Below are 21735 nucleotides of genomic sequence, written 5' to 3' on the forward strand. Positions count from 1 at the left end.
GGACGCTAACCCCTGCTGGTGCCGTTATGCAGGACCAATTCGCTCCATCAGGCTCATATGGGATGAGCCATCGTGGCGCTTGAGGTTCTGACGATACTCGAACTGGCGCTGGCTCTCCTGTTTAAGCCCCAGCATCAGCGAATAACACATGGCCAGCATGATCACCGAGAAGGGCAGCGCGGCTATGATGCTGGCCGCCTGCAGGGCAGCAAGACCGCCAGAGACCAGCAAAATCGCAGCGACCAGCCCCTGCCCCAGACCCCATACGGCGCGGTGCAGCACCGGCGGCTCCTGATCACCGATGGAGAGCAGTGTGGTGATGACCAGCGTGCCCGAATCACTGGAGGTGATGAAGTAGGTGCAGATGAGTAGGGTCAGCACGGCCTTGGTGATCCAGCCGAAGGTATCCCAGTGCAGCAGCTCGACCGTCTTGTAGAGCGCCAGCGTCACATCCTGATTGACCGCAGCGACCACGCCGCCACCGCCAAACAGCTCCAGATTCATCGCCGTGCCGCCAAACACGGTGAGCCAGAACATGCCGAGCAGCGAGGGTACCAGCAGCACACCTAGCACAAACTCGCGAATGGTACGCCCCTTGGAGATACGGGCGATAAACATGCCGACAAACGGCGCCCAGGCAATCCACCAGCCCCAGTAAAACGCCGTCCAGCTCGACTGCCAGGCCGAGGTGCCGTTGGCCTCGGTGTTGGTCCAGAAGCTCAGTTTGACGATGTTCTGCAGGTAATCACCGATGTTCTGCACATAGGCGTTGAGGATATAGGTGGTCGGCCCCAGCACCAGAAAGAGTGCGAGCACGAAGACACTCAGCCAGATATTGAGCTCGGAGAGGATCTTCACTCCGCGCCCGACCCCGGAGACCGCCGAGAGGGTGGCGATCAGGCTGATGCCACCAATCAGCCAGAGCTGGTTGGACTGCGATACCGCCATACCAAACATCTGGTTGAGGCCGGTATTCATCTGGGAGACCCCCAGACCAAGGGAGGTCGCCACCCCGAACACGGTGCCGAACACGGCCAGCACATCGGCCGCATGGCCCCAAAAACCGTAAATCCGCTCGCCAAGGATGGGGTAGAGCACGGAGCGGATCGCCAGCGGCAACTTGCGCCGGTAGCTGAAAAAGGCCAGTGACAGGCCGACGATCACATAGATGGCCCAGGGGTGCAGGCCCCAATGGAAAAAGGTGAGGCGCATGGCGATCTGGGCCGCCTCCGGGGTCATCCCTTCGGTAATGAACGGATTGCCCTGCAGATGATTCATCGGCTCGGCGATGCTCCAGAACACCAGACCGATCCCCATGCCCGCACTAAAGAGCATGGAGAACCAGGCGAAGTAGCCGAACTCCGGTACCTGGTCGTCGTCACCCAGCCGGATGCTGCCAAAACGGCTGAACATCAGGTAGACAGCGAAGAACAGGAACAGGGCGACCACCAGAATGTAGTACCACTTGAACCCGGCAATAATCTGATCCTTGGCACCGACAAACCAGGCGGCCGCGGTATCGGGAACAAATACGCCAAACAGCAAAAACAGGGTGATCACGGTGAGGGCCGTCATGGCCATGGTCGGGTTGAGGCCTTTCAATAGCCCTTTGCTTGCTCGCATCCAGCCTCCTTAGTCGTTGTTGAAAAAGTCTTCGCCCACATGATCACCGGCACCGCCGATGGCGCGATAGACCAGTTTGCCAGCCGCCTGTTCGCGGTGATCTACCAGCGAAACCGAGGGCTGGCCGTTCACGGCGTGACGCTTGCCGAGGAAGATGGCCATGGGGACACCCAGATTGGAGACACCGCTGGTGATCCAAAGGCGGTTGAAGTCGTAAGAGCCACCGATGAACTCCAGCTGGGCCAGGCCGGTATCGAGGCCGGTCAGATAGAAGTTCATGGCACTTTCGTCAGGAAAGAGGTGCACCAGCACATAGGCGTAGCGCAATTCATTCACCAACTCCTTTAGGTTGAAAGTACCTGTCTCACTGCAAGAGAGGGGTAACTCACCATCATAGTGGTGTACTTTGAGGTTGTTGGGGTCTTCATCATAGGCAGGCTGATAGCGCACAAAAGCCGAGGTATCCGGCAGTTCATAGCGCACTCTGACCACACGTAACTCGGCCACCAGAGACTTGATATCCAGCTCGTCATTCATCATTTCGCTCCTCAAATGTCAGGGTGAATTCCGTGAAATGCCCGTCAACCTAACACAGAATTAGTTAGAGCAGAAATTATTACATCAAAAACCATATTGACCTTGTGACGAATTAGGCGGAAAATTTTGCTCCTCTCCATAGCCTTCCAATGACGCACACCCAATGGAAAAACATGATGAAGTGCTGGTCGCCCTGCGCCAGATTATTCGTGCCATCGACATGCACTCCAGGCGCTTGATCAAAGAAGCCGGGCTCACTTCCCCGCAACTATTGCTGCTAAAAGGGATCGACGAGCTGGGACAGATCTCCATGCGTCAGCTGGCCGATCACACCAACATGAGCCAGGCCACCGCCACTACCATCATGGACCGATTGGAGAGCCGTCAACTGGTGCAGCGCGTTCGCAGCAATACCGACAAGCGCAAGGTTCACGCGACACTGACTGACGCAGGCCGCGCCCTGCTGGCCCAGGCCCCGACCCCGCTGCAAGAGCGCTTCATCCAGCGTTTTCAGGCGCTGGAAGCGTGGGAACAGACCCTGCTGCTCTCCTCCCTGCAACGCATCTCCACCATGATGAATGCAGATGAAATCGACGCTGCCCCGGTGCTGAGCGTCAGACCCCTGACCGAAGAGCAAGCTTAAACAGCCACAGAATGACAGACATAAAAAAAGCTCCCGACCGGGAGCTTTTGTCTATCAGGCACCGGAGATAATTACTCTTCCAGGCTGATACCGATATTGGAGACGCCATCCTGAGAGGCGAATGCTCTGATAGCCAGGATACGATCGCTGTCGCGCTCATGGGCAACCCGCTTGAGCAACTCGACCTGAAACTCCAGCTCGGCCTCCATGTACTCGTGCTCGTAGAGCTCCTCTTCTGTCAGATCCCGCTCCTCCAGCAGCTCGATAAAACCGGCCACAGTGCCAACGGAGGCATGGCTGGCATCGTTGGCCTCTTCGCCAACCCGGCAGATCACCGAGTTGTAGGCGCAGCCCAGTGCCACACAGGCATCCAGCGCCGGATAGGCGCCGTAGGATTCAAACTTGCGGGGATCCGGGATATGGGCTTCTAACTCTTCGAGAATGGCTCCCAGATTGACCCGGGAACCCTTGACGGTCAGATAGTTCCACATCTGATCCAGCGCGTGCCGGAAGGCATCTGCATTGCCAAAACCGGAAGCCTGGCTGAACAGGGCATAGTTGGGGTACATGCGCTCTGCCAGCGCCAGGGTGTAGACGGTCTGTTGCCAAGGCTGTAGCTCGGCCAGTCGCTTATAAAACTTGTCACCAAACACTGGAGTCGGATCCTTTGCAAAATGTGGGGCAGATTGTAGCCCACGAGGGGCGTGGCGAAAACGAAAAAGCGCCCTGGTCGGCTATGTTGCGCTGGCAACTCGGGTAAGATGGGACGAGAGCGGCATCTTGTCGCGCCGCAAATTCTGATAAGGAACAAGAGTATGAGCCAACGTACCCTTCTTTTGCTCAGCCAGGATAATGCTCACTACGAACGTCTGCTCAAGGCGGCCAACCTCCCTCATCTGCGCATTCTGCGGGCCGACAACCCGAGCGATGCCGAACAACTTATCGGCGAGGCCCATATTCTGCTGGCAGAGCCAGCCCGCGCCAAGCCACTGCTGCCCAAAGCCAACAAGCTGAGCTGGTTCCAGTCCACCTATGCCGGGGTCGACGTGCTGCTCGATCCGGACAGTCGTCGCAACTATCAGCTCACCAACGTGCGCGGCATCTTCGGCCCGCTGATGAGCGAGTATGTCTTTGGTCATCTGCTCAGTCTGACACGCCAACTTCCTCTCTATCGGGAACAACAAAGACAACGACTCTGGCAGAGTCACCCCTATCAGGGGCTCAAAGGGAAAACCATGCTGATCCTGGGTACCGGCAGCATTGGCCAGCATATCGCCCACACCGGCAAACATTTTGGTATGAAGGTGCTGGGCATCAGCCGCAGTGGTCGGGAGCGTGCCGGGTTTGACCAGGTTTATCAGCTGCCTGCGCTCAACAAGATGCTGGCGCAGGCCGATGTCATCGTCAGCGTGCTGCCTGCCACCCGCGATACCCGTCATCTCTTCAATGCCGCCCGCTTCGAACACTGCAAACCGGGCGCCATCCTGTTCAACGTCGGTCGTGGCAGCGCTGTACACTCGGGCGATTTGCTCACCGCACTGCGTACCGGCAAGCTGGCAATGGCGGTGCTGGATGTATTCGAGCAGGAGCCGCTGCCCGCCGACAGTCCACTGTGGGGACAACCCAACCTCATCGTCACCCCCCACAACAGCGCCTACAGCTTTCCAGAGGATGTGGCCCAGATATTTGTACGCAACTACATTCGCTTTATCGATGGCCAGCCACTGGATGGCAAGATTGACTTCGACAAGGGTTACTGACCAACACTGCGCATGCAAAAAAGCCCCGCCAGTCTGGCGGGGCTTTTTCATTTCAGCTAGTGGCTACAGCGATTAACCGGCGGCCAGCTCCTTGCGGTAGCTCTTCACCTTGGCCAGGAACTGGCGACGCTCCTTGCCACTGAGCGGTTCAGCCATCGGCAGCTTGGCGGTCATGGCATTAACCGGACGGTTGTTGATCCGCAGCTCGTAATGCAAGTGAGCACCAGTCGAGCGACCGGTATTGCCGGAGAGGCCGATCTTGTCGCCCATCTTCACCCGCTGACCGGTTTTGACCAGCAACTTGCTCAGGTGCAGATAACGGGTAGAGAGGGTTCGACCGTGCTTGATGACGATATAGGTACCCGCCAGCGGGTGGCTGGTCGCCTTCTGGACCACACCGTCACCCGTGGCCAGTACCGGGGTACCCACCGGAACGGCAAAGTCGGTCCCCTCGTGGGGACGGATAGCACCAGTCACAGGATGCTTGCGCGCGGGGTTGAAGTTTGAGCTGATCCGGTAACGACTGTGGGTCGGATAACGGCGGAAACCACGCTCCAGGCTGTTGCCCTGACCATCGTAATAGTTGCCATCATCGGAGAGCCAGGCCGACACCGTCTTGCCCTGACTGATCATTTCCACACCCAGCAGCTGGCTGTTACCGGTGCTCTTGCCCTCGACTGTCTCCTGGCGTACCAACACCTTGAATTTATCGCCCTTTTTCAGATCCTGGGCAAAGTTCATCCGCCACTGGAACAGGTTGGCAATCTTCTGGATATGATTGGCCGGAATCCCCGCATTGCGGGCACTGACATAGAAGCTGCCGTTGATCACGCCGTTGTAACGCTGAGGTTGCCACTCGACCTTCTCATTGATCATGGAGGCGGTATAGGCATCATCGCTGCGTGCCATCACCAGAGTCTGCTTGATGTTCAGGCGGATTTTGAGTTGCTGCAGGATGTTGTCCTGATCGATCAGCAGCTCTATGGTCTGGCCCGGTTTCAATCTGGCCAGATAGTTCTTGCTGTCCGCATCAAGTACCTTGTAGAGAGTAGTGGTAGAGAGTCCCAGATTGTTAAAAATGGCGGTCAGGTTCTCACCATTACGCACCCGGTAATCCTGCCACTGCGGTGCGGTATCAACAGGGATGTCGTCATCCGGCGCACTCTGATCAACCAGTTCGTGATCGGGGATTTCGTTAAAGTCGGTGTTGTTTTCGTTGGTTGCCGTACCGGCGGTATCAATGGGCAACTCAAGACGCAGCGGCCGCTCGAGGATGTCACCCGGAGCTGGCAATAATGCCACTGCTGACAGGGTCATGGCCGTCAGCATCAGCATGGCGTAAAAGTGTTTGCGGGGAACCGGTGGTTCCCAATTGGCAGCCTGTACTACCAAGGGACGGAGACGTTTCATCCGCTATCCTGTATTTAGATCTAAAGAGTGTGAGTTGCGATGTCAGTTGTGACAAAACCGTATAAAACTGTTTGTTGGACACAAATAGTTACAAATAGTTCATCACAATCTGCATGAACCTCACATTTTATGCATAACACGCCCTGATGGGCAGAAATGATCGCCTTTTTTAACTATTTTTTCCTATTTTTAAGAGCCGGGTCGGACTCGATTCGGCATTAAAAATTCAAATGTTGCGATAATTTTTCCATGGAGTGGATATGTCGTTAGCAAAACTGTTAATCAGAATAATTGTCGTCCTGTTCCTGATCGGTGCAGCGCTGCTGTTTGCACTGGAAGTCACGACAGTCCGCCAGTCAATCCTTGATCAGATGTCGGCCAATCTGGAGACCGCCATCACAGCCCTTGGACTGGTACTGCAAGGCACCCTGCTCAATGATGATCAGGTGCTGGCCGAAACCATCGTCAATGCCATGTTCGATGGCGGTTTCGTCAGCTCGGTCATGCTGGTGGATCCGGATGGTCAGGTGCTGTTTCAGAAGGTATTCCACTCTACCCAGCAGAATGTTCCCGGCTGGCTTCCCTCGGTTATCGGCATGCCCCCCGTCAAGATTGAGCAAGAGTTGACCGATGGCTGGCGCATGCTGGGCACTCTGACCCTTGAGGGACATAGCGGCTACGCCTATCAGCATCTGTGGAATGCCATCAGTCGCACCGGCATAGCCCTGCTGGCGGGGCTCGTCGTATTTACCCTGGTCATCTCTCTGGTGTGCAAGCGCCTGCTGCAACCACTGGAGCAGATCAATGTGCAGCTGATCCGACTGCGCAAACACCAGTTCAACAGCACCCTGCCCACCCCTTGGTTGCAAGACCTTAAAGAGGTGGCACTTTCCATCAACCAACTGGTCTCCGAACGCAAGCGGGATCTGCTGCAACAACGGCTCAAGATCACCCAACTGGGAAAACAGCTTGCCCCAACCATGCCACAGCCACTGCAAGGGCTAAGCCCGCTGCCAGAAGGCGGGCAACTGCAAAAATTTGTCTCCACACAAGGGGAAATCGCCCTCTATCAGCGTTTCTTGCCCAGTCAGCCCCTCGGAGCCGACAGCGATCTCGCGACCATCCATAGCACCCTGGAGTTATGGCAGCGCTCCCATATAGAGGGGATCTTGCTACCCCTCTCCCTGCTCAATCATCCGCAATGGTCAGAAATCGCCCCTCTGCTAAGCCAGGGCCGCGGCAAAACACTGGATTGGCGCTGGGATGTGGCCACATTCCCTGCCCATGGCCAAGTCACATTGGCTGCGTTGCAGGAAAAGGGGTGTGAGCTCGCCTTCAGCGCCATTCCCCTCAATGCGGATACCTTCAATCAACTTGACCCGCTCAATCCCATCTTTATCAGCTGTCAGCTGACCGATGAACCGCTCTACTGGAATCTGCTCTCCCAGACCATGCATGCCGCCGGTTATACCCTGCTGGCAGAATCGGGAGAGTGTCGCGACATCGACAAACTGCGGACCTGGGGTATCGATGGTTATGCCAAGGAGACGCAATCATGAAGAAGCTCGCCATGCTGTTGCCCCTGCTGTGGCAACCCTGCCTGATGGCTGAAACCGTCACTATAACCACCGGGGGTGAGCAGGGGATTTATCACCAGATAACCAAAGAATTTTGCCGTCTGGCTCATGAGGTCGACGAGCAACTTGCGTGCAAGCTGCAGAGCTCATCGGGTTCAATAGAAAACCTGAAGCGACTGAAGAGTGGCGAGTCCTCCTACGCCATGGTGCAGTCAGACTGGCTGTATCAGGCAAGCAAGGGCTTGGGCCCTTTTGCCACGCAGCCGCAACCTGAGCTGCGCGCACTATTTGCCACCCATGCAGAGCCCTTCACCATAGTGATACGTGCCGATGGAGATATCACGTCACTGGAACAGCTCAAGCTCGCCCCCATCGATATGGGGTTGAAGAACTCGGGTACCCGCCAGACGGCGCTGGCCCTGTTCAACATCTTGGGAGCGAAAGAACAGGATCTCGATCTGAAGAGCATGGCCAACCTGCCGGATGCGCTCTGTAGCAAGCAGATCGATGCATTTGCACTGGTGATGGGACACCCTAACCGGATTGTGCTCGACACCGCCAAACGTTGCGCGGTCACTTTCCTCCCCATCGATGGGGCCACCCGGGATCAGCTACTCAAGGGTGTCAAATATTACCAACGCAGTCAGGTGCCTGCCCGCATCTACCCCGGCAATCTGAAGGCGACGCCCACCTTTGCTATTGCCGCCACCCTGGTTACCAATGCCACCATGCCGGAAGAGTCTGTCTATCGCCTGACCAAGGCCATGCTGACCCAGCAAACCAAATTCAATGAGCAAACTTATGGCTACGCCAATATGTTTCACCGGGCACGCAATAAAACCGGCCCTGTGCTGAGCATTGAACAGCATCCGGGCGCGGCGAAATATTTCGATGAGTTGAAGGCGGCGGGCAAGCTATAGCTGACGACGGGGAGAGCGCAGTTGCTCGCTGGAGAAACGGGTCTTCATCGATGTCCACTGCGCCAGCCGATCGGCACTCCCCGCCAGCGTCCCTTCCCGCCGTGACTTCATGATCCAGATGCTTTTGGCATCGAAACTGTAAACGGGAATGAGATCGGTACGCTTGCTACCCGGCAGGATCCGGCTGTTGATGTTGTCGAGCACCAGTGGATCAGCCTTGGGTGTCGGGAAGTAGAGCGTCACCATGTGGAACTGGTTGTAACGCACCGCCTTGACGTAGGCCAACCGCAGCTTCTTCTCATCCACCCCCAGCTCCATCAGGGTGTAGTACTTGGAGATGCTGTAATCCTCGCAATCCCCACCCCGGGCACCGATGAACTCCAGCGGATTGGCCCAGTAATCCTCATCTCCCCACAGCTTGGGGTCTTCACTGTAGGTGAGATTGTTGAAGTAGTTGTTCACCAGCTCGATCTTCTGCTGATCCGTGGTTCCCGCTCTGGGAGTGAGCAGACGAGAGAATGCCTCGGCCCGCTGGATGGCGCGGCCACCGTACACCTCCTGCAGTTTGGCCCGCAGATCGGGGCTGGCAATATATTCGGAAAGGCGCGAAGCCTGCACACTGGCGCAACATAGCGCCAGTGTGCAGGCCGGGATCAACAACCATTTCATACCGGACACTCCATGTCAGATGCTGGAGGTCAGTATAGTCCGTCCGGATGAGAGACTCAGCCGCTAATCAGCGACATTGGGCAAATGCGTCTGCCAGTTGTTGCATGAATTGGGGATAACCATCCGGGCCGAGCGGCACCTGTTCACCCACCTCATCAAGCAACAGCACCTTGGCGCCAGTATTGCGTGCCACCGATTCGATCACTGCCGGTGAAAATTGCGGCTCGGCATAAATGCAGCTCGCCTGCTTCTCTTCCAGTGCCTTGCGGATATCCACCAGGGTCTTGGCGCCCGGGCGACGCTCAGGGCTCACGGTAAAGTGACCTTTTGAACTCATGCCGTAATGGCGCTCCCAGTAGCCATACGCCTCGTGGAAGACAAAGTACCCCTTCTCATTCACTGCCTTCATCTGGCCGGCAATCACCTTGTCCTTGGCATCCACCTTGGTATCAAATGCCGCGAGGTTGGCGTCATAGCGAGCCTGATTGGTCGGATCCAGCTTGCCCAATTCACTTGCGATCGCCTTGGCAATTACCTTGGCCTGCGTCGGGCCAAGCCAGATGTGGGGATCGACCCCTTCGTGATGATGCCCCTCATGCCCTTCATCATGGTCACCGTGCTCGTGGGCGGCATGATCGTGATCATCATGGTCATGGGAGTCATGACTATCCTGAGTCGCGTAGTTGAACAGCGGCATTCCCTCAACCTGAGTCAGGGCCAAAGCATGGGGATGATTGGCCAGCGGCTTGGCCATAAAACCTTCCAGCTCGGGGCCAACCCACACCACCAGCCCAGCACTGTTGATGTTGCGAATATCGGAAGGGCGCAGGGAGAAATCGTGGGGAGAGGCACCGGTCGGCAGCAATACCTTGGGCTCGCTCACCCCGTCAGTGATCGCCGCAGCGATGAAGCCAAGGGGCTTGATGGTGGTCAGAACCTCAATGGCACGAACAGGCAAACTCACCGCCAGCAGGGCAGTGAAAAGCACAATAATTCTCATTGGTGAATCTCGTCAGGGGGTGAGTATGTGATAATATAACAGCCGCTTTTTGTTATATTATAACTCTCACTGGCTGTAAACCCCGGAGTTGTCATGAACCAACTGGTAGAGCTGAAAGAGGTCTCTCTCTCGTTTGATGGACGCTCTGTGCTCGACAAGGTCTCCTTTACCCTCAATAAAGGCAAAATCACCACGCTCGTCGGCCCCAACGGGGCGGGCAAGAGCACCCTGAGCAAGCTGGTGCTGGGCCTGCTCACGCCGGATTCGGGCAAGATCACCCGCAGCCGCGATCTGAGAGTCGGCTATGTACCACAGCGCCTCTATCTGGATCCCACCCTGCCGCTGACAGTGCGACGCTTCCTGCAACTGGGCAAAAATAGCCGCCTCTCCATCGAGGAGGCACTGACCCGGGTGGGCGCAGAGGGATTGCTGGAAAACCGGATGCAAAAACTCTCCGGCGGCGAGATGCAGCGCGTGCTGCTGGCTCGCGCCCTGCTGGTCAAGCCCGAGCTGCTGGTGCTGGACGAACCGGTGCAAGGGGTTGATATCACCGGCCAGATTGAACTCTATGCCCTCATCGGTCAGCTCGCCGCCGAGTTCAATTGCGCCGTGCTGATGGTATCCCACGACCTGCATCTGGTGATGGCCAGCACCCACGAGGTGATCTGCCTTAATCGCCACGTCTGCTGCCATGGCGAGCCGGAAAGCGTGGCCCGCCATCCCGAATTTGCCCGCCTGTTCGGGCGCCCGGAGCAGGAGGTGCTGGCGGTCTATACCCACCATCACCACTGCGACGGCGAACACCATCATCATGAACCGCAGGCCCCCGTCATCCGCCTGCCTTCTCGCAACAACGCTCACAGTAAATAGCGCAAGCAACAGGACATTCAAGTGGACAGCTTTCTGTTATACGCCCTCGCGGCCGGTCTCGGCATTGCCCTGCTGGCCGGCCCCCTAGGTAGCTTCGTGGTATGGCGCAAGATGGCCTACTTTGGCGACACCCTCTCCCACGCCTGCCTGTTCGGCATCGCGCTGGGCATTCTGCTGCAGGTCGATCTCACCCTGGCGGTAGTGGTCTGCTGCCTCGCCATGGCAATGCTATTGGTGATCATGAGTCGCAACCAGCAGGTGGCGACCGATACCCTGCTCGGCATTCTGGCCCACAGCGCCCTGTCTCTCGGTCTGGTTACCTTGAGTTTTATGGATAACGTGCGGGTGGATCTGATGGCCTACCTGTTCGGCGACCTGCTCTCGGTACAACCGATGGACCTGCTCTGGATCTACGGCGGTGGCGCGCTGGTGCTGCTCACCCTGTGGCGACTTTGGGATCCCCTGCTCTCCATGACCATCTCGGAAGAGCTGGCGCGGGTCGAGGGGATCCGGGTCGACGTGTTGCGCTGCGTGCTGATGCTGCTGATCGGGCTGGTGATCGCCGTAGCGATGAAGTTTGTCGGGGCGCTGATCATCACCTCCCTGCTGATCATCCCTGCCGCTACCGCCCGCCGCTTTAGCCAGACACCGGAGCAGATGGCCGGCTTTGCCGCGCTGATTGGCTGTCTCGCCGTGCTGGGTGGATTGACCCTCTCCTGGTATCAAGATACTCCGGCAGGCCCCTCTGTCGTCGTCTGCGCCACCAGCCTGTTTGTCCTAAGCCAGTTCAAGAACGCTTGATGCCGCGCTAGAGCGGCATGCTCTGGCGTGTCTCCATCATCAGCCACTGGCGCAACCGGCTGATGGCGGGCTCATGGGCCCGCGAGCGCTTGCAGGTAAAGTAGAAGGCATCCCCCGTCTCCAGCTGGTGTACCGGCAAGGCCACCAGCTGGGGATCATCGGGCCGCAGCATGTAATCATTCACGAATGCCACCCCCTGATCCCAGGCCGCCGCCTCCATCGCCAACAGCACATGGCTGAAGTGGTGCATCCGTGCCTCGTCCGGAATAACCAGCCCGCCGGCCTTGGCCCAGCGCTGCCAATCCTCCCCCCGCGCCTTGTAGATGGACTGCACCGACAGCAGCGGCAACTGCCAGATGGCCTCAGGCCACTCCCCGCTGATCTGCTGCAACAGGCGGCGACTACAGACCGGAAAGAGCCGCTCCTGATAGATAAGATCGTGGCAGTAGCCCCGTCCGTGGGGTGAGACTGTGATAAAGCAATCCGCCACCCTATCAGATAGCTCAGGATCTTCCGCCACCATCTCCAGACTCAAATCCAGCTCGGGGTAGAGCTGGCGCAATCCAGCCAACCGCGGGATCAGCCACTTAACCGCAAACGAGCTGTAGACCGCGAGGCGCAACCGCATCTCGCCGCCACCGCGCAGCTGTTCGCTGCTCTGGGCAATCTGGCTAAGCCCGGCAGCAATCCCTTCGAAGTAGCTCTCCCCCTGGGTTGTCAGCGAGAGCAACCGCCCCTGACGCAGCAGCAAGCGCTCACCCAGAAAATCCTCCAGCAGACGGATCTGGTGGCTGACCGCACTCTGGCTGACGTTCAGTTCCAGAGCGGCGCGGGAGAAGCTGAGCAGCCGGGCCACCACCTCGAAATATTGCACCGCACGCAGGGGAGGAAGCTTCATTATCTAAATATCTCATGAATGGTCATTTTTTATCATTTTACTGGATATCAACCGGCACGCTACCCTCCCCTCATCTGAAGTGGGAGGTGGTATGAATGCAGTAGGGATCGGCATCCTTTATCTGGTGCTGGGCAATATGGTGGCGGTTTTTTCCGATGCGCTGGTCAAGGTGCTGGAGCCGGATCAGCCCATCTTCCAGTTTGTCTTTTTCCGCCAGCTCTCGGCCGCCATTCTGCTGATGCCCTGGCTGCTCTGGTCATGGCGCCGCAACCCGCCGGTGGCCATCAAGTGGCACCTGCTGCGGGCCCATATCTGGGCGGTCGGCGTCTGTCTGATGGTAGTGGCCCTCACCCGCTTGCCGCTCGCCACTGCCAACGCCCTCTTCTATGTCGCGCCGCTGATGATGGTACCGCTGGCGGTGTGGATGGCGGGGGAAGCGATCTCGCGCCAGAAGGTGCTGACCGCAGTCATCGGATTTATCGGGGTACTGATCGTGCTGCGCCCGACCGAAGTGAACTGGGCCGCACTGGCGGCGCTCGGGGTAGCGCTGTCGATGGCGCTCAACAATCTGCTGATCAAGCGGATCCCGCTCAAGCAGCCCATCGCCCAGACCCTGTTTTTCACCAACGTGCTGAGCATGCCCTTCATTCTGGCGCTGGCACTGTGGGAAGGGGGCGACTGGCAGTGGCAGATGTGGTGGCCCGCCTTCGGATCTTCGGCGCTGATCATGGTCTATGCGGGATTGTGCGTGGTGGCCTATCGCAAGGCGGAGGCTAGCAAGATCGCCTCGGCGGAGTACACCGGTCTGCTGATGGCGGTGGCCATCGGGGTATGGTTGTTTGACGAGCAGCCGGGCCTGCCGCTGCTGCTGGGCTGTATCTGCATCGTCCTGCCACTTATCGCCATGGCGCGCAGCAAGCCAAAACCGCTGGCCGAGCCAGCGCTCTAATACTCAGGGTCTCCCCAGAAGCGGGGCGACCCTTTGCTGCAGATGGGGGACGATCTCCTCCTCGAACCAGGAATTCCTCCTGAGCCAGAGGGTATTGCGTGGGGAGGGATGCGGCAACGGCAGCCAGCCGGGGCCATAGTCGGCCCAGCTGCGCACCGTGTCGGTGAGTGACCCTTTGGCAGCCCCCCGCAGATAGTAGGCTTGTGAATATTGGCCGATCAGCAGGGTCAGTTCGATATTGGGCAACAGCATCAATACCTTGTCGTGCCAGGTGGGTGCACATTCGGGGCGCGGCGGCAGATCGCCGGATTTTCCCCTGCCGGGATAGCAGAGCCCCATCGGCATGATGGCGATGCGGGATTCGTCGTAAAAGGTGGCCTTATCGACACCGAGCCAATGGCGCAGCCTGTCACCGGAAGGGTCATCCCACGGGATACCGCTGGCATGCACCCGGGTGCCGGGCGCCTGACCGATGATCAGCAAGCGGGCACTCTCGGCCCCGCGGATCACCGGACGAGGCCCCAGCGGCAGATGAGCCTCGCACAGACGGCAGGCCCTGATTTGCTCAAACAACTTATCGATTCGCTGCATGACGTTGATAGTACCAGCATTTCCCTGCTTTCCCTCTTGTGGAAACAGGGCACTCCCCCTACTATCGCCATGGATGTTTAATTTAATAAACGGACAATAATGAAAAACTGGCTAGGTACCGGCACCGCGACCCTCTCCTTCATCCTGTGGGGGATGCTGCCGCTCTATTATCAATTCATGCCCGAGGTCAACATGTGGGAGCTGATCTCCCACCGGGTGCTCTGGTCTGTGGTGCTGCTGGGTGCCCTGTTTTTGCTGCTTGGCCACAAGGTGCCCTGGGCACAACTGCGCAGCGAGCCGCGCCAGCTCGGCCTCATTCTGCTGGCGGGTCCAGTGATGTCGATCAGCTGGTGCATGTTCACCTGGTGCCTCACCACCGGACAGGTACTGACCACCAGCCTCGCCTTCTTTATGACCCCGCTGTTCAATATCGTATTCGCCGTCATCTTCCTCAAAGAGCGACTCACCCCGCAAAAGCATCTGGCAGTCGCCCTGGCGCTGGCGGGGCTTGCCTACATGCTGTTCTGCTACGGCCAGCTCCCCTGGTTCTCCCTCATCATGGGGGCCAACTTCGCCTGCTACGGCCTTATCAAGAAGAAGATCCACTACGACACCGGCACCAGCCTCTATCTGGAAGCCATGGTGCAACTGCCCGTCGCGCTCATCATCATCGGCACGCTGGCGTGGCACGGGGAAGGGGCATTCGTGAACAGGGATCTGGCCGACAAGCTGCTGCTGATGGGCAGTGCCCCCGCCACCCTGCTGCCGGTGGGGCTGTTCTGCTACGCAGTGGCGAGAACCCGGATGAGCACTGTGGGGCTGCTGCAATATATCGAGCCCAGCCTCGCCTTCCTGCTCGCCATCTACTGGTTTGGTGAAGCGCCGGACCCCATCAAGGCGGTCGGTTTTGCCTTCGTCTGGGCAGGTTTGCTGGTGAGCCTGTTGCCGCTGCACCGGCTCAAGCGCCGCCCTCAGGGCGTACCGCGATAGGACTCCAGCACCTTGTGCCAGCGGGGATCCTTGTCCATCTGCTCGGCGATGTCGTTGAGGGTGGCATGCAGCTCTGGGCGAGATTTGGGCAGCAGGATATGGCGGGTATAGCTGGATTGGGGGAAGGGCGAGATAAACAGCTTGCCCTGATAGTGGTTTGAGTCGATGAAAAAGCCTAGCGCGGAGCCAGGCACCATGGTCACATCGATGCGGCCGCGCACCAGCAGCTCAAGATTGGTCTTCACCTTCTTGGCATCGTGACGCTCCAGCTCTCCCCTTGCTGCCGCATCGTCGATCCCCTGATAGCGGTAGCCCTCCACCCCGCCGAACACCAATCCCTTGAGGGAGTCGGGTCCGCGATAGGTGATCGGCTTGTCGATGTTCGAGATTAGCTCGTTGGTGTCGCGCATCACCGGAAAGGTCCAGAGATAACGCTCGCGATGGGGATCCCCTACCCAGGCGGGATTGACCCAGACCACCAGACCGTCAAAGTCGGGATCCGCCATCTCCAGCGCCAGCCGGGCGCGATTAACCAGCCAGAGCTCGATTCTGGGTTCCCCCCCCAACTTTTCATTGAGATACTTGACCAGCTCGCGGCTCAGTCCGGCATCCACTCCGGTATTGAAGGGCGGATGCTGATGGTAATCGTAGAGACGGATCGTCTCCCCCAGAGCCGGAACCGACAACAGTAACCACAACCAGAACCAGACTCTCATCGCACCTCCTTGCACTGCTTTTGAGTTTGGCACAGAGAAGTACAAATGATAAAACCTCCTGACGGGATATCCCCGCACGCCTCTCCCCCCTCTTCTCGCTGGTTTATCTATATGGTGCGCACCGCCACCGGCCTGCTCTATACCGGGGTCAGCACGGATCCTCAACGTCGTCTGCGTCAGCACCAGAGCGGCAAGGGGGCTCGCGCCCTGCGCGGCAAGGGCCCCTTGACGCTGGCTTGGCAGCAGGAGGTCGGCGAGAAGGGGGCAGCCCTGCGCCTCGAATATCGCCTCAAGCAGCAGCCAAAATCCTTCAAGGAGCAGCTGATCCACAGCCCGGCACTCTGGCAGAGCTGGAGCCCGCAGTGGTTACCCGAAACGACCCGACCTTAAGGGTTACAGCTAAAAAAAGGCCACTCGATGAGTGGCCGAAAAGGGGAAATCAGGGAGCATTTCATAACTTGTTGCACAACTACAGATAGGTATTGTTGCGCTGACGACGGTGGCTGATGAGCCAACAGACTGCCAGCGCGACCAGCAGCCAGGGGGCCAACTTGACGATCAGGGCAAGCATGCCGCTCAGCAGCCCCAGTAGTACAAACACGCCGCTCACCAGCAGCATGGCTACCAGGGTAAAGCCGGTCAGCGCCATGACCAGCAACACTCCCAGCAATATGAAAAATTCCAGCATAACTTGCTCCTTACGGGCTCTCTGTGCCGCCGGGCTGCCTTGCGGTCAATCCAGCCAGCGTTTCAATTCATAACGGGGCGGCATCACCAGCACCGCCAGCAGATAGGCAGCCAGTGCCAGCGGTGGCACCAGGATCAGGGCGAGCAGGGCTACCACTCGCACCGTCACTCTGGAGATCCCCAGCCGTTGGGCAATGCCGGCGCAAACGCCAGTCAGCTTGCGATGGACAAGATCCTTGGGCCAGGGAGTCATGGTTATACCTCCACCTTCTGCCCCTTGAGACGGGCCAGCTCGCGCTCGATCTCGTCATTGAGCTCCAGCTCGCGGAACTGGGCCTCCAGCGAGGGATTCTGCCCCAAAATGGCCGCCTCCAGCTGGGCTTCCAGCTGTTCGACCCGGCCTTGAAAACCGTCAAAGCGCGCCATCAGCTCATGCATGCGCTGGTTGTCCACCTGAGCGCGAGCACGAATGCGGCTGTGGGCCGTCTGCTCGCGCAGGGTCAGCAGTTTCTGCTTCTCCCGCGCCTCGGTCAGCTTGGCTGCCAGTCGCTCGCTGTCGGCGGTGAGCTGGGCCAGCACCTCGGCCACCCGAGCCTTGTCCTGCTCCAGCTGTTCACATTTTTTGACCTCCGCCAGCTTCTCGGTGAGGGCGGCGCGGGCCAGATCCTCACGACCCTTCTGGATGGCGAGCTCGGCCTTGGCCGACCACTCCAGGATCTGCGCCTGCAACCCCTGCTGGTGACGCTCCAGCTGTTTCTGTTCGGCAATCACGCGGGCGGCCTGGGTACGCATCTCGACCTGCACCTGCTCCATCTCTTCGATCATCAGGCGCAGCATCTTCTCCGGCTCTTCACTCTTGTCGAGCAGGCTATGCAGGTTGGCATTTATCACGTCGGTCAGGCGGCTGAATACGCTCATGGTCTGGCTCCTTGTTGATGGGATGGCTATCTCTTCCCATTGCATTACAAGAGCCGTGCCAAGAAAAATTATTGTTGTTTTACATATAGATGGGAATTTACTGAGGAAATTCAAGAAGGGATTGTTGGTGAGAATAGCCAACCTGGTGGTGATTTTTACCAACAAAAAAGGGAGCCTCAAGCTCCCTTGTCGATTCGTCTGCGCTATCCGTCAGGCGGCATGGCTGTGGCCCAGCTTGCTGTCCAGTTCAGTCAGCTTGGCCTCCATCCGGGCGCGGCAGGTATCGGAGAGATCGCGAATGCCGCTGGCACCGTGCTCCTTACTGCAGACCGGCGCCATCACTTCCACCAGCACTTCGCCGTTGTCCCAGCGATTGAGGTCGACCTGACCGAAGTAGCTGGAGCAGACGATGGGCACCACGGGCACTTCAGCCTGTACCGCAGTGTGGAAAGCGCCCGCCTTGAACGGCAGCAGGCCACGTCCCTGGGAGCGGGTCCCTTCCGGGAACATCCAAATGGAGGTGCCGCGGTTCTTGATGCGATCCACCACCTGACCTATGGTGCCGATGGCACGGGAGCGGTTGGAGCGGTCGATCAGCACGTTGCCGGAGAGCCAGAAGATAAGGCCGAACAGCGGCAACCAGAGCAGGCTCTTTTTGCCCACTGCCACCACGCCAGGCTGCACCGCACCGGTCACGGTGAAGATGTCGAAGTTGCTCTGGTGGTTGCAGACGTAGACTGCCGGGCCGACCGATTTGACCTCATCGGCCACCGTCACCTTGACTCGCAGCCCGATCAGCGGGCAGACCGCGTGATACATGCGGGCGAAGACATAGACGTTGTTGGGATGGCGCGGACGAACCAGACAGAGCAGCAGGCCGAACAGGAACCAGAAAATGAGCAGCAGACCAAGCAGCAGCACACGGGCAATTTTGAGCATCGAACACCTCGAGTTTTAACTCGGCGCAGTATACTGATCCCCCTTTTAGCGAACAAGCGTTCGCCAAACAGAACCGACCACCCTCCCCGTCACGCCACCCACAGTGCTGCTCATCAATACGCCGCCGACTTGCCCCACCCGCCATTGGTCGTTAGGATGGCCCCATCTTGATGGACGGGGCGAACATGATGTTGCAACAACTGGTAGCGAAACATCTCCTGCTGCTGGTCTGCCTGCTGGTGCTCAATTGTGCGGCCCAGCCGCTGGTCCGGCTTGCCCTGCTCGATCAGGCGCTCAGCTGTCAGGCACTGCCCGTTCCAGGCTCGGCAACGGATCAAGAGGATGCCAAACCGGCCAGCCCGCAGCTAGGCAGTTGCCAGCTCAACGGCAAGTGGCTGAGCGCCGCCACCCTGCTCTGCATCGAACAGCTCTTCTTTGCCGTGGCGGTGCTGATCGCCCTGCTGGCCCCCCTTTGGCGCTACACACCGCCACTGCCCCCACCCATAGTCATCTCGCCACCCGAACGGCGTCTGCACCTCACCCTCTGCATCTGGCGGGAATGATTCCGGCTCTTTGCCATTGGTCATGACTCATGTTTGCGAGACCATCGCCGCCTTCTTGCACCAACGGGGCACGACTGCGGCGTACTGAAAACAGATTTACGGCATGGCGTTGTTGCAGGGGAATACCTTGCTGCCCCGACGCAACCACGACGACTGCCGACTAGCTTGCACAAGGCTGGCCACTTCAGGCTGGCACTACCCGATTTTAAGGAGTATCCATGAAACCGACTCTGAGCGCCCTGCCCCTGCTGGCCTCTCTCTGCGCAACCCTGCTGGCTCCGACCCTGCACGCGGCCCCCTTCACCCCTGAACAGGAAGCACGCATCAAGGAGCTGATCCGCGAGACTCTGATCGCCAACCCCAAGATCCTCGACGAGGCGGCCGAGTCCTGGGAGAAGCAGAATGCCGCAGCCCAGGAGGCCCAGCTTGGCAACTTCATCAAGGGCAACAAGGATGTGCTGTTCAACAGCGCAACCAGCCCGCGCCTGGGTGCCAAAAACCCCAAGCTGACGCTGGTGCTGTTTACCGACTACAACTGCCCCTACTGCAAGCAGTTCGATCCCCAGCTGACCAGGCTGCTCAAGGCCTATCCGAATGATCTGGGGCTGGTGATCAAATTGCTGCCGTTCAAGGGGCAGAGCTCCGCCAAGGCAGCCCAGTACAGCCTGACCCTGTGGCAACAGGATCCCGCCCGCTTCTTCGCCCTGCACGACAAGCTGATGAGCAAGCAGGGGATGCTGACCGAGGCGGACATCAACAAGGCGCTGGCGGCCACCGGCAATGTGGCACTCAAACCGGAGGGTAAAGCCACCGAGGAGCTGCGCAACAGCCTGCGCATTGGTACCCTGCTGGGTGTACAGGGCACACCGGCGACCCTGATCGGCAACCAGCTGGTGTCGGGCGCCATCCCCTATGAGGAGCTGGAGCAGCTGGTGAAGGCAGAGCTGGCCAGGCAGAGCTAAGGTCGGGGTCGCCCGCAGGGGCAGGAAGCGCTCGCACTGCGACAATGGTGAGCCCTCAGGTCACCCCGTCTCCATGCAAAGAGCCCGGTATCACTACCGGGCTCTTTATTTCAGGAAAGAAAGGTGACAAACCAGCTCTATTGGGCGGGCGCCATCATCCCCTGCCCGAGCCGCCCTCTGGCACTGGTACGCTCGGCTTCGTCAAGCACACCATCTCCGTTCTTGTCCATTTGGGTAAAGAGAGCCTCATGATGCGCCATGAACTGTTCCCTGGTCGTGTCCTGCATCGGCCTCATGTTGCCCATGTTCCCCATCTTGCCAGGCATGGCCTTGCCTGACTGCTGCATTGCCTCGTGCATCTTGGCCATGGCTGCCTCTCTCTCGGCAATCGAGAGGGTGCCATCCTTGTCACTGTCCTGCCGGGTGAAACGCTGCTCGGCTCTTTCCATAAACTGTGCCTTGGTAATGTCCCCCTTGATGAACATCAAGGGCTCATCGATTCTCTCATCGGCAGCGATGGCGAAACCGCCAAGCAGCACCATAGGCAGAAGATAAAATTTGAGCATGGCTGTCCATTCCTTAGTAAGGGTCTCGGTACGCGAGGCCAACTGACGATCGCCAAGATAATCCCCGGCGCCTCCTGTAGTGTAGTCCCTGGGCTATTCCCGACAGGGAGACAGATCCCAAGGTGCCCCGTCACGCTTTTCTGCCAGTGACCTTGCGTCCTATTCATGGCGATGGCGGGAGGTTTCCGCTAAAATGACGGGTTTTTGCCGTGCCTGGTTTGCCAATCCCCACCATCAGGCACTCGCAGCGTGAATCCTATGATGCCAGTGATGCAGGATCTGCCATGAACAACTACTTTCGGGTGCTGGGCGTCAAGTCCAACGCCAGCGAAAACGACATCAAGAAAGCCTATCGTCGGCTGTCGAACCAGTACCACCCCGACAAGCTGCACGGGGCCAGTGAAGAAGAGAAAGAGCAGGCAGCCATCAAGCTGCACCAGGTAAAGCAGGCCTATGAAGTGCTGTCCGATCCGAAACAGCGAGCCGCCTTTATCAAGGATTTCAACAACGTCATCGTGACCGACCCCGCCTCCGCCATGCAGGAGATGTGGGATCAGTTCTACCCCTGAAACAGCAGGCAGAAGAGCAACTATGCAAAAGAGATGGGACCAGGCGCGGCTCAAGTCGCTGCAAAGCGATGCCAGCGAAAACATCGAATCCTACCGGGATCAGGACGACCCCAAGGGGCTGGAACAGTTCACCGACCAGATGAAGAGCCTGCTGCTGGCCGATATGAGCATGCTGGAGTTTATGCCCGAGTATCTGCCGCTGGCCCTCTATGGCCGGGTGCAGTTCCCGGCCAAGGCCAAGTCGCAGTGGAACAAGTGGCTCACCAGCGGCGAGCAGCCGAGCTGGGACGAGTTCAAGGTGAGCGTCGGCTTCAACAACGCCGCCCTGCCACTGGTCAAGGCGGTGCGGGCCCAGAGCGAAGATCAGCTGATGGAAGCCTGCGCCGTGCTGTTTCTGCTCGACAACCCGCTGCCGCGCGGCAGCCACCGCGGCGATGACGACTATGAGCTGCGCGACGAAGAAGATGAAGACGGGGAAGATGCCGACGCCGACTACCATGGCGGCAGTGACCGCTATGGTGATGACAACGGCGATCAGGATATGTACGACGAAGTCCGTTTCTAATTGGGGCAAGGC

Annotated in this window: 27 protein-coding genes; 13 read left to right on the forward strand and 14 right to left on the reverse strand. The window is 58.6% G+C overall.

Features of this window, described 5'->3' with window-relative positions; all coding sequences use genetic code 11:
• Positions 1-24 precede the first annotated feature (24 nt).
• On the reverse strand, positions 25-1623 hold the full coding sequence (locus tag G5380_RS12560; RefSeq protein ID WP_421209349.1) for a BCCT family transporter: 1599 nt from the start codon (positions 1621-1623) through the stop codon (positions 25-27).
• A gap of 9 nt (positions 1624-1632) precedes the next feature.
• Complete coding sequence (locus G5380_RS12565; protein WP_069526903.1) at positions 1633-2160, reverse strand: hypothetical protein; 528 nt, start codon at positions 2158-2160, stop codon at positions 1633-1635.
• A gap of 163 nt (positions 2161-2323) precedes the next feature.
• Here G5380_RS12565 and G5380_RS12570 point away from each other — a divergent pair, with 163 nt between their 5' ends.
• Positions 2324-2803: a MarR family winged helix-turn-helix transcriptional regulator gene (locus G5380_RS12570; RefSeq protein ID WP_216952087.1), complete on the forward strand. Its 480-nt coding sequence runs from the start codon at positions 2324-2326 to the stop codon at positions 2801-2803.
• Between the two features lie 71 nt (positions 2804-2874).
• Here G5380_RS12570 and G5380_RS12575 read toward each other — a convergent pair whose 3' ends face one another.
• Entirely contained in the window at positions 2875-3456 is a 582-nt protein-coding gene (locus G5380_RS12575; protein ID WP_216952088.1) for a YjaG family protein, read from the reverse strand.
• Between the two features lie 162 nt (positions 3457-3618).
• On the opposite strand from G5380_RS12575, the gene G5380_RS12580 reads away from it, so the two are divergent.
• Positions 3619-4563 carry a D-2-hydroxyacid dehydrogenase gene (locus G5380_RS12580; protein WP_266135387.1) on the forward strand — a complete coding sequence of 315 codons (945 nt, stop codon included), beginning with the start codon at positions 3619-3621 and terminating at the stop codon, positions 4561-4563.
• Positions 4564-4635: 72 nt separating this feature from the next.
• On the opposite strand, the gene mepM is transcribed toward G5380_RS12580, so the two are convergent.
• Positions 4636-5973, reverse strand: a complete 1338-nt coding sequence (gene mepM, locus G5380_RS12585) for a murein DD-endopeptidase MepM (RefSeq protein ID WP_421209347.1) — start codon at positions 5971-5973, stop codon at positions 4636-4638.
• A gap of 260 nt (positions 5974-6233) precedes the next feature.
• Between mepM and G5380_RS12590 the strand changes: the two genes are divergently transcribed.
• The gene (locus G5380_RS12590; protein ID WP_421209345.1) at positions 6234-7532 is read left to right on the forward strand and encodes a LapD/MoxY N-terminal periplasmic domain-containing protein; all 1299 of its coding nucleotides are present in this window, start codon (positions 6234-6236) and stop codon (positions 7530-7532) included.
• On the forward strand, positions 7529-8470 hold the full coding sequence (locus G5380_RS12595; RefSeq protein WP_421206171.1) for a TAXI family TRAP transporter solute-binding subunit: 942 nt from the start codon (positions 7529-7531) through the stop codon (positions 8468-8470). The genes G5380_RS12590 and G5380_RS12595 overlap by 4 nt, the downstream gene beginning before the upstream one ends.
• Here the strand turns inward: G5380_RS12595 and G5380_RS12600 are convergent.
• Both G5380_RS12600 and znuA read right to left on the reverse strand, forming a co-directional pair.
• Positions 8465-9139: a transglutaminase-like cysteine peptidase gene (locus tag G5380_RS12600; protein ID WP_042052461.1), complete on the reverse strand. Its 675-nt coding sequence runs from the start codon at positions 9137-9139 to the stop codon at positions 8465-8467. The two genes, G5380_RS12595 and G5380_RS12600, sit on opposite strands and share 6 nt — an antisense overlap.
• A gap of 67 nt (positions 9140-9206) precedes the next feature.
• The gene (znuA, locus tag G5380_RS12605) at positions 9207-10139 is read right to left on the reverse strand and encodes a zinc ABC transporter substrate-binding protein ZnuA (RefSeq protein WP_421252202.1); all 933 of its coding nucleotides are present in this window, start codon (positions 10137-10139) and stop codon (positions 9207-9209) included.
• 93 nt (positions 10140-10232) lie between these two features.
• Between znuA and znuC the strand changes: the two genes are divergently transcribed.
• Together znuC and znuB are read left to right on the forward strand one after the other, a co-directional pair.
• On the forward strand, positions 10233-11009 hold the full coding sequence (gene znuC / locus G5380_RS12610; protein ID WP_421209341.1) for a zinc ABC transporter ATP-binding protein ZnuC: 777 nt from the start codon (positions 10233-10235) through the stop codon (positions 11007-11009).
• Positions 11010-11030: 21 nt separating this feature from the next.
• Entirely contained in the window at positions 11031-11810 is a 780-nt protein-coding gene (gene znuB / locus G5380_RS12615; RefSeq protein WP_421209339.1) for a zinc ABC transporter permease subunit ZnuB, read from the forward strand.
• Positions 11811-11817: 7 nt separating this feature from the next.
• Here znuB and G5380_RS12620 read toward each other — a convergent pair whose 3' ends face one another.
• Positions 11818-12708, reverse strand: a complete 891-nt coding sequence (locus G5380_RS12620) for a LysR substrate-binding domain-containing protein (RefSeq protein ID WP_040067029.1) — start codon at positions 12706-12708, stop codon at positions 11818-11820.
• 91 nt (positions 12709-12799) lie between these two features.
• On the opposite strand from G5380_RS12620, the gene G5380_RS12625 reads away from it, so the two are divergent.
• Entirely contained in the window at positions 12800-13657 is an 858-nt protein-coding gene (locus tag G5380_RS12625; RefSeq protein ID WP_421352789.1) for a DMT family transporter, read from the forward strand.
• A 3-nt stretch (positions 13658-13660) separates the two neighbouring features.
• On the opposite strand, the gene G5380_RS12630 is transcribed toward G5380_RS12625, so the two are convergent.
• On the reverse strand, positions 13661-14248 hold the full coding sequence (locus G5380_RS12630) for a uracil-DNA glycosylase family protein (RefSeq protein WP_421254343.1): 588 nt from the start codon (positions 14246-14248) through the stop codon (positions 13661-13663).
• Positions 14249-14347: 99 nt separating this feature from the next.
• Here G5380_RS12630 and rarD point away from each other — a divergent pair, with 99 nt between their 5' ends.
• Complete coding sequence (rarD, locus tag G5380_RS12635) at positions 14348-15238, forward strand: EamA family transporter RarD (protein ID WP_421295731.1); 891 nt, start codon at positions 14348-14350, stop codon at positions 15236-15238.
• On the opposite strand, the gene G5380_RS12640 is transcribed toward rarD, so the two are convergent.
• Entirely contained in the window at positions 15220-15954 is a 735-nt protein-coding gene (locus G5380_RS12640; protein WP_421172392.1) for a substrate-binding periplasmic protein, read from the reverse strand. The genes rarD and G5380_RS12640 overlap by 19 nt on opposite strands.
• 45 nt (positions 15955-15999) lie before the next feature.
• Here G5380_RS12640 and G5380_RS12645 point away from each other — a divergent pair, with 45 nt between their 5' ends.
• A complete protein-coding gene (locus G5380_RS12645; RefSeq protein ID WP_216952097.1) occupies positions 16000-16344 on the forward strand; it encodes a GIY-YIG nuclease family protein in 345 nt (114 codons plus the stop codon).
• A 79-nt stretch (positions 16345-16423) separates the two neighbouring features.
• Here G5380_RS12645 and pspG read toward each other — a convergent pair whose 3' ends face one another.
• The 4 genes from pspG to G5380_RS12665 all read right to left on the reverse strand — a co-directional run bounded on the left by pspG (position 16424) and on the right by G5380_RS12665 (position 18498).
• Positions 16424-16642 (reverse strand): envelope stress response protein PspG, encoded by a 219-nt coding sequence (gene pspG, locus G5380_RS12650; protein WP_216952098.1) that lies wholly within the window; start codon positions 16640-16642, stop codon positions 16424-16426.
• A 45-nt stretch (positions 16643-16687) separates the two neighbouring features.
• Positions 16688-16894 (reverse strand): PspC domain-containing protein, encoded by a 207-nt coding sequence (locus G5380_RS12655; RefSeq protein ID WP_124241612.1) that lies wholly within the window; start codon positions 16892-16894, stop codon positions 16688-16690.
• A 2-nt stretch (positions 16895-16896) separates the two neighbouring features.
• Positions 16897-17559: a phage shock protein PspA gene (gene pspA / locus G5380_RS12660; protein ID WP_421209337.1), complete on the reverse strand. Its 663-nt coding sequence runs from the start codon at positions 17557-17559 to the stop codon at positions 16897-16899.
• A gap of 210 nt (positions 17560-17769) precedes the next feature.
• Positions 17770-18498 (reverse strand): 1-acylglycerol-3-phosphate O-acyltransferase, encoded by a 729-nt coding sequence (locus G5380_RS12665; protein ID WP_005335875.1) that lies wholly within the window; start codon positions 18496-18498, stop codon positions 17770-17772.
• A gap of 185 nt (positions 18499-18683) precedes the next feature.
• Here G5380_RS12665 and G5380_RS12670 point away from each other — a divergent pair, with 185 nt between their 5' ends.
• Positions 18684-19061 carry a hypothetical protein gene (locus G5380_RS12670; protein WP_421209335.1) on the forward strand — a complete coding sequence of 126 codons (378 nt, stop codon included), beginning with the start codon at positions 18684-18686 and terminating at the stop codon, positions 19059-19061.
• Positions 19062-19279: 218 nt separating this feature from the next.
• Entirely contained in the window at positions 19280-20023 is a 744-nt protein-coding gene (locus G5380_RS12675) for a DsbA family protein (protein ID WP_216952101.1), read from the forward strand.
• A 137-nt stretch (positions 20024-20160) separates the two neighbouring features.
• Here G5380_RS12675 and G5380_RS12680 read toward each other — a convergent pair whose 3' ends face one another.
• Positions 20161-20589: an EF-hand domain-containing protein gene (locus G5380_RS12680; protein WP_421209333.1), complete on the reverse strand. Its 429-nt coding sequence runs from the start codon at positions 20587-20589 to the stop codon at positions 20161-20163.
• 284 nt (positions 20590-20873) lie between these two features.
• Between G5380_RS12680 and G5380_RS12685 the strand changes: the two genes are divergently transcribed.
• Both G5380_RS12685 and atcA read left to right on the forward strand, forming a co-directional pair.
• Positions 20874-21158, forward strand: a complete 285-nt coding sequence (locus G5380_RS12685; RefSeq protein WP_005343121.1) for a DnaJ domain-containing protein — start codon at positions 20874-20876, stop codon at positions 21156-21158.
• Between the two features lie 22 nt (positions 21159-21180).
• Positions 21181-21723 carry a cold adaptation protein AtcA gene (atcA, locus tag G5380_RS12690; RefSeq protein WP_421209331.1) on the forward strand — a complete coding sequence of 181 codons (543 nt, stop codon included), beginning with the start codon at positions 21181-21183 and terminating at the stop codon, positions 21721-21723.
• Positions 21724-21735: the final 12 nt, after the last annotated feature.

This window comes from Aeromonas sp. 604443, assembly GCF_049170315.1.
Taxonomy (GTDB): domain Bacteria; phylum Pseudomonadota; class Gammaproteobacteria; order Enterobacterales; family Aeromonadaceae; genus Aeromonas; species Aeromonas veronii_A.

Bases quoted from the DNA above. Each gene is read 5' to 3' on its own strand.
- atcA (WP_421209331.1), top strand. From the start codon at position 21,181: ATGCAAAAGAGATGGGACCAGGCGCGGCTCAAGTCGCTGCAAAGCGAT.
- G5380_RS12645 (WP_216952097.1), top strand. From the start codon at position 16,000: ATGATAAAACCTCCTGACGGGATATCCCCGCACGCCTCTCCCCCCTCT.
- G5380_RS12590 (WP_421209345.1), top strand. From the start codon at position 6,234: ATGTCGTTAGCAAAACTGTTAATCAGAATAATTGTCGTCCTGTTCCTG.
- G5380_RS12625 (WP_421352789.1), top strand. From the start codon at position 12,800: ATGAATGCAGTAGGGATCGGCATCCTTTATCTGGTGCTGGGCAATATG.
- znuC (WP_421209341.1), top strand. From the start codon at position 10,233: ATGAACCAACTGGTAGAGCTGAAAGAGGTCTCTCTCTCGTTTGATGGA.
- G5380_RS12685 (WP_005343121.1), top strand. From the start codon at position 20,874: ATGAACAACTACTTTCGGGTGCTGGGCGTCAAGTCCAACGCCAGCGAA.
- G5380_RS12580 (WP_266135387.1), top strand. From the start codon at position 3,619: ATGAGCCAACGTACCCTTCTTTTGCTCAGCCAGGATAATGCTCACTAC.
- G5380_RS12630 (WP_421254343.1), bottom strand. From the start codon at position 14,248: ATGCAGCGAATCGATAAGTTGTTTGAGCAAATCAGGGCCTGCCGTCTG.
- pspA (WP_421209337.1), bottom strand. From the start codon at position 17,559: ATGAGCGTATTCAGCCGCCTGACCGACGTGATAAATGCCAACCTGCAT.
- G5380_RS12655 (WP_124241612.1), bottom strand. From the start codon at position 16,894: ATGACTCCCTGGCCCAAGGATCTTGTCCATCGCAAGCTGACTGGCGTT.
- znuA (WP_421252202.1), bottom strand. From the start codon at position 10,139: ATGAGAATTATTGTGCTTTTCACTGCCCTGCTGGCGGTGAGTTTGCCT.
- G5380_RS12600 (WP_042052461.1), bottom strand. From the start codon at position 9,139: ATGAAATGGTTGTTGATCCCGGCCTGCACACTGGCGCTATGTTGCGCC.
- G5380_RS12680 (WP_421209333.1), bottom strand. From the start codon at position 20,589: ATGCTCAAATTTTATCTTCTGCCTATGGTGCTGCTTGGCGGTTTCGCC.
- G5380_RS12595 (WP_421206171.1), top strand. From the start codon at position 7,529: ATGAAGAAGCTCGCCATGCTGTTGCCCCTGCTGTGGCAACCCTGCCTG.
- G5380_RS12570 (WP_216952087.1), top strand. From the start codon at position 2,324: ATGGAAAAACATGATGAAGTGCTGGTCGCCCTGCGCCAGATTATTCGT.
- G5380_RS12665 (WP_005335875.1), bottom strand. From the start codon at position 18,498: ATGCTCAAAATTGCCCGTGTGCTGCTGCTTGGTCTGCTGCTCATTTTC.
- G5380_RS12640 (WP_421172392.1), bottom strand. From the start codon at position 15,954: ATGAGAGTCTGGTTCTGGTTGTGGTTACTGTTGTCGGTTCCGGCTCTG.
- G5380_RS12565 (WP_069526903.1), bottom strand. From the start codon at position 2,160: ATGAATGACGAGCTGGATATCAAGTCTCTGGTGGCCGAGTTACGTGTG.
- G5380_RS12675 (WP_216952101.1), top strand. From the start codon at position 19,280: ATGAAACCGACTCTGAGCGCCCTGCCCCTGCTGGCCTCTCTCTGCGCA.
- G5380_RS12560 (WP_421209349.1), bottom strand. From the start codon at position 1,623: ATGCGAGCAAGCAAAGGGCTATTGAAAGGCCTCAACCCGACCATGGCC.
- G5380_RS12620 (WP_040067029.1), bottom strand. From the start codon at position 12,708: ATGAAGCTTCCTCCCCTGCGTGCGGTGCAATATTTCGAGGTGGTGGCC.
- G5380_RS12670 (WP_421209335.1), top strand. From the start codon at position 18,684: ATGATGTTGCAACAACTGGTAGCGAAACATCTCCTGCTGCTGGTCTGC.
- pspG (WP_216952098.1), bottom strand. From the start codon at position 16,642: ATGCTGGAATTTTTCATATTGCTGGGAGTGTTGCTGGTCATGGCGCTG.
- mepM (WP_421209347.1), bottom strand. From the start codon at position 5,973: ATGAAACGTCTCCGTCCCTTGGTAGTACAGGCTGCCAATTGGGAACCA.
- rarD (WP_421295731.1), top strand. From the start codon at position 14,348: ATGAAAAACTGGCTAGGTACCGGCACCGCGACCCTCTCCTTCATCCTG.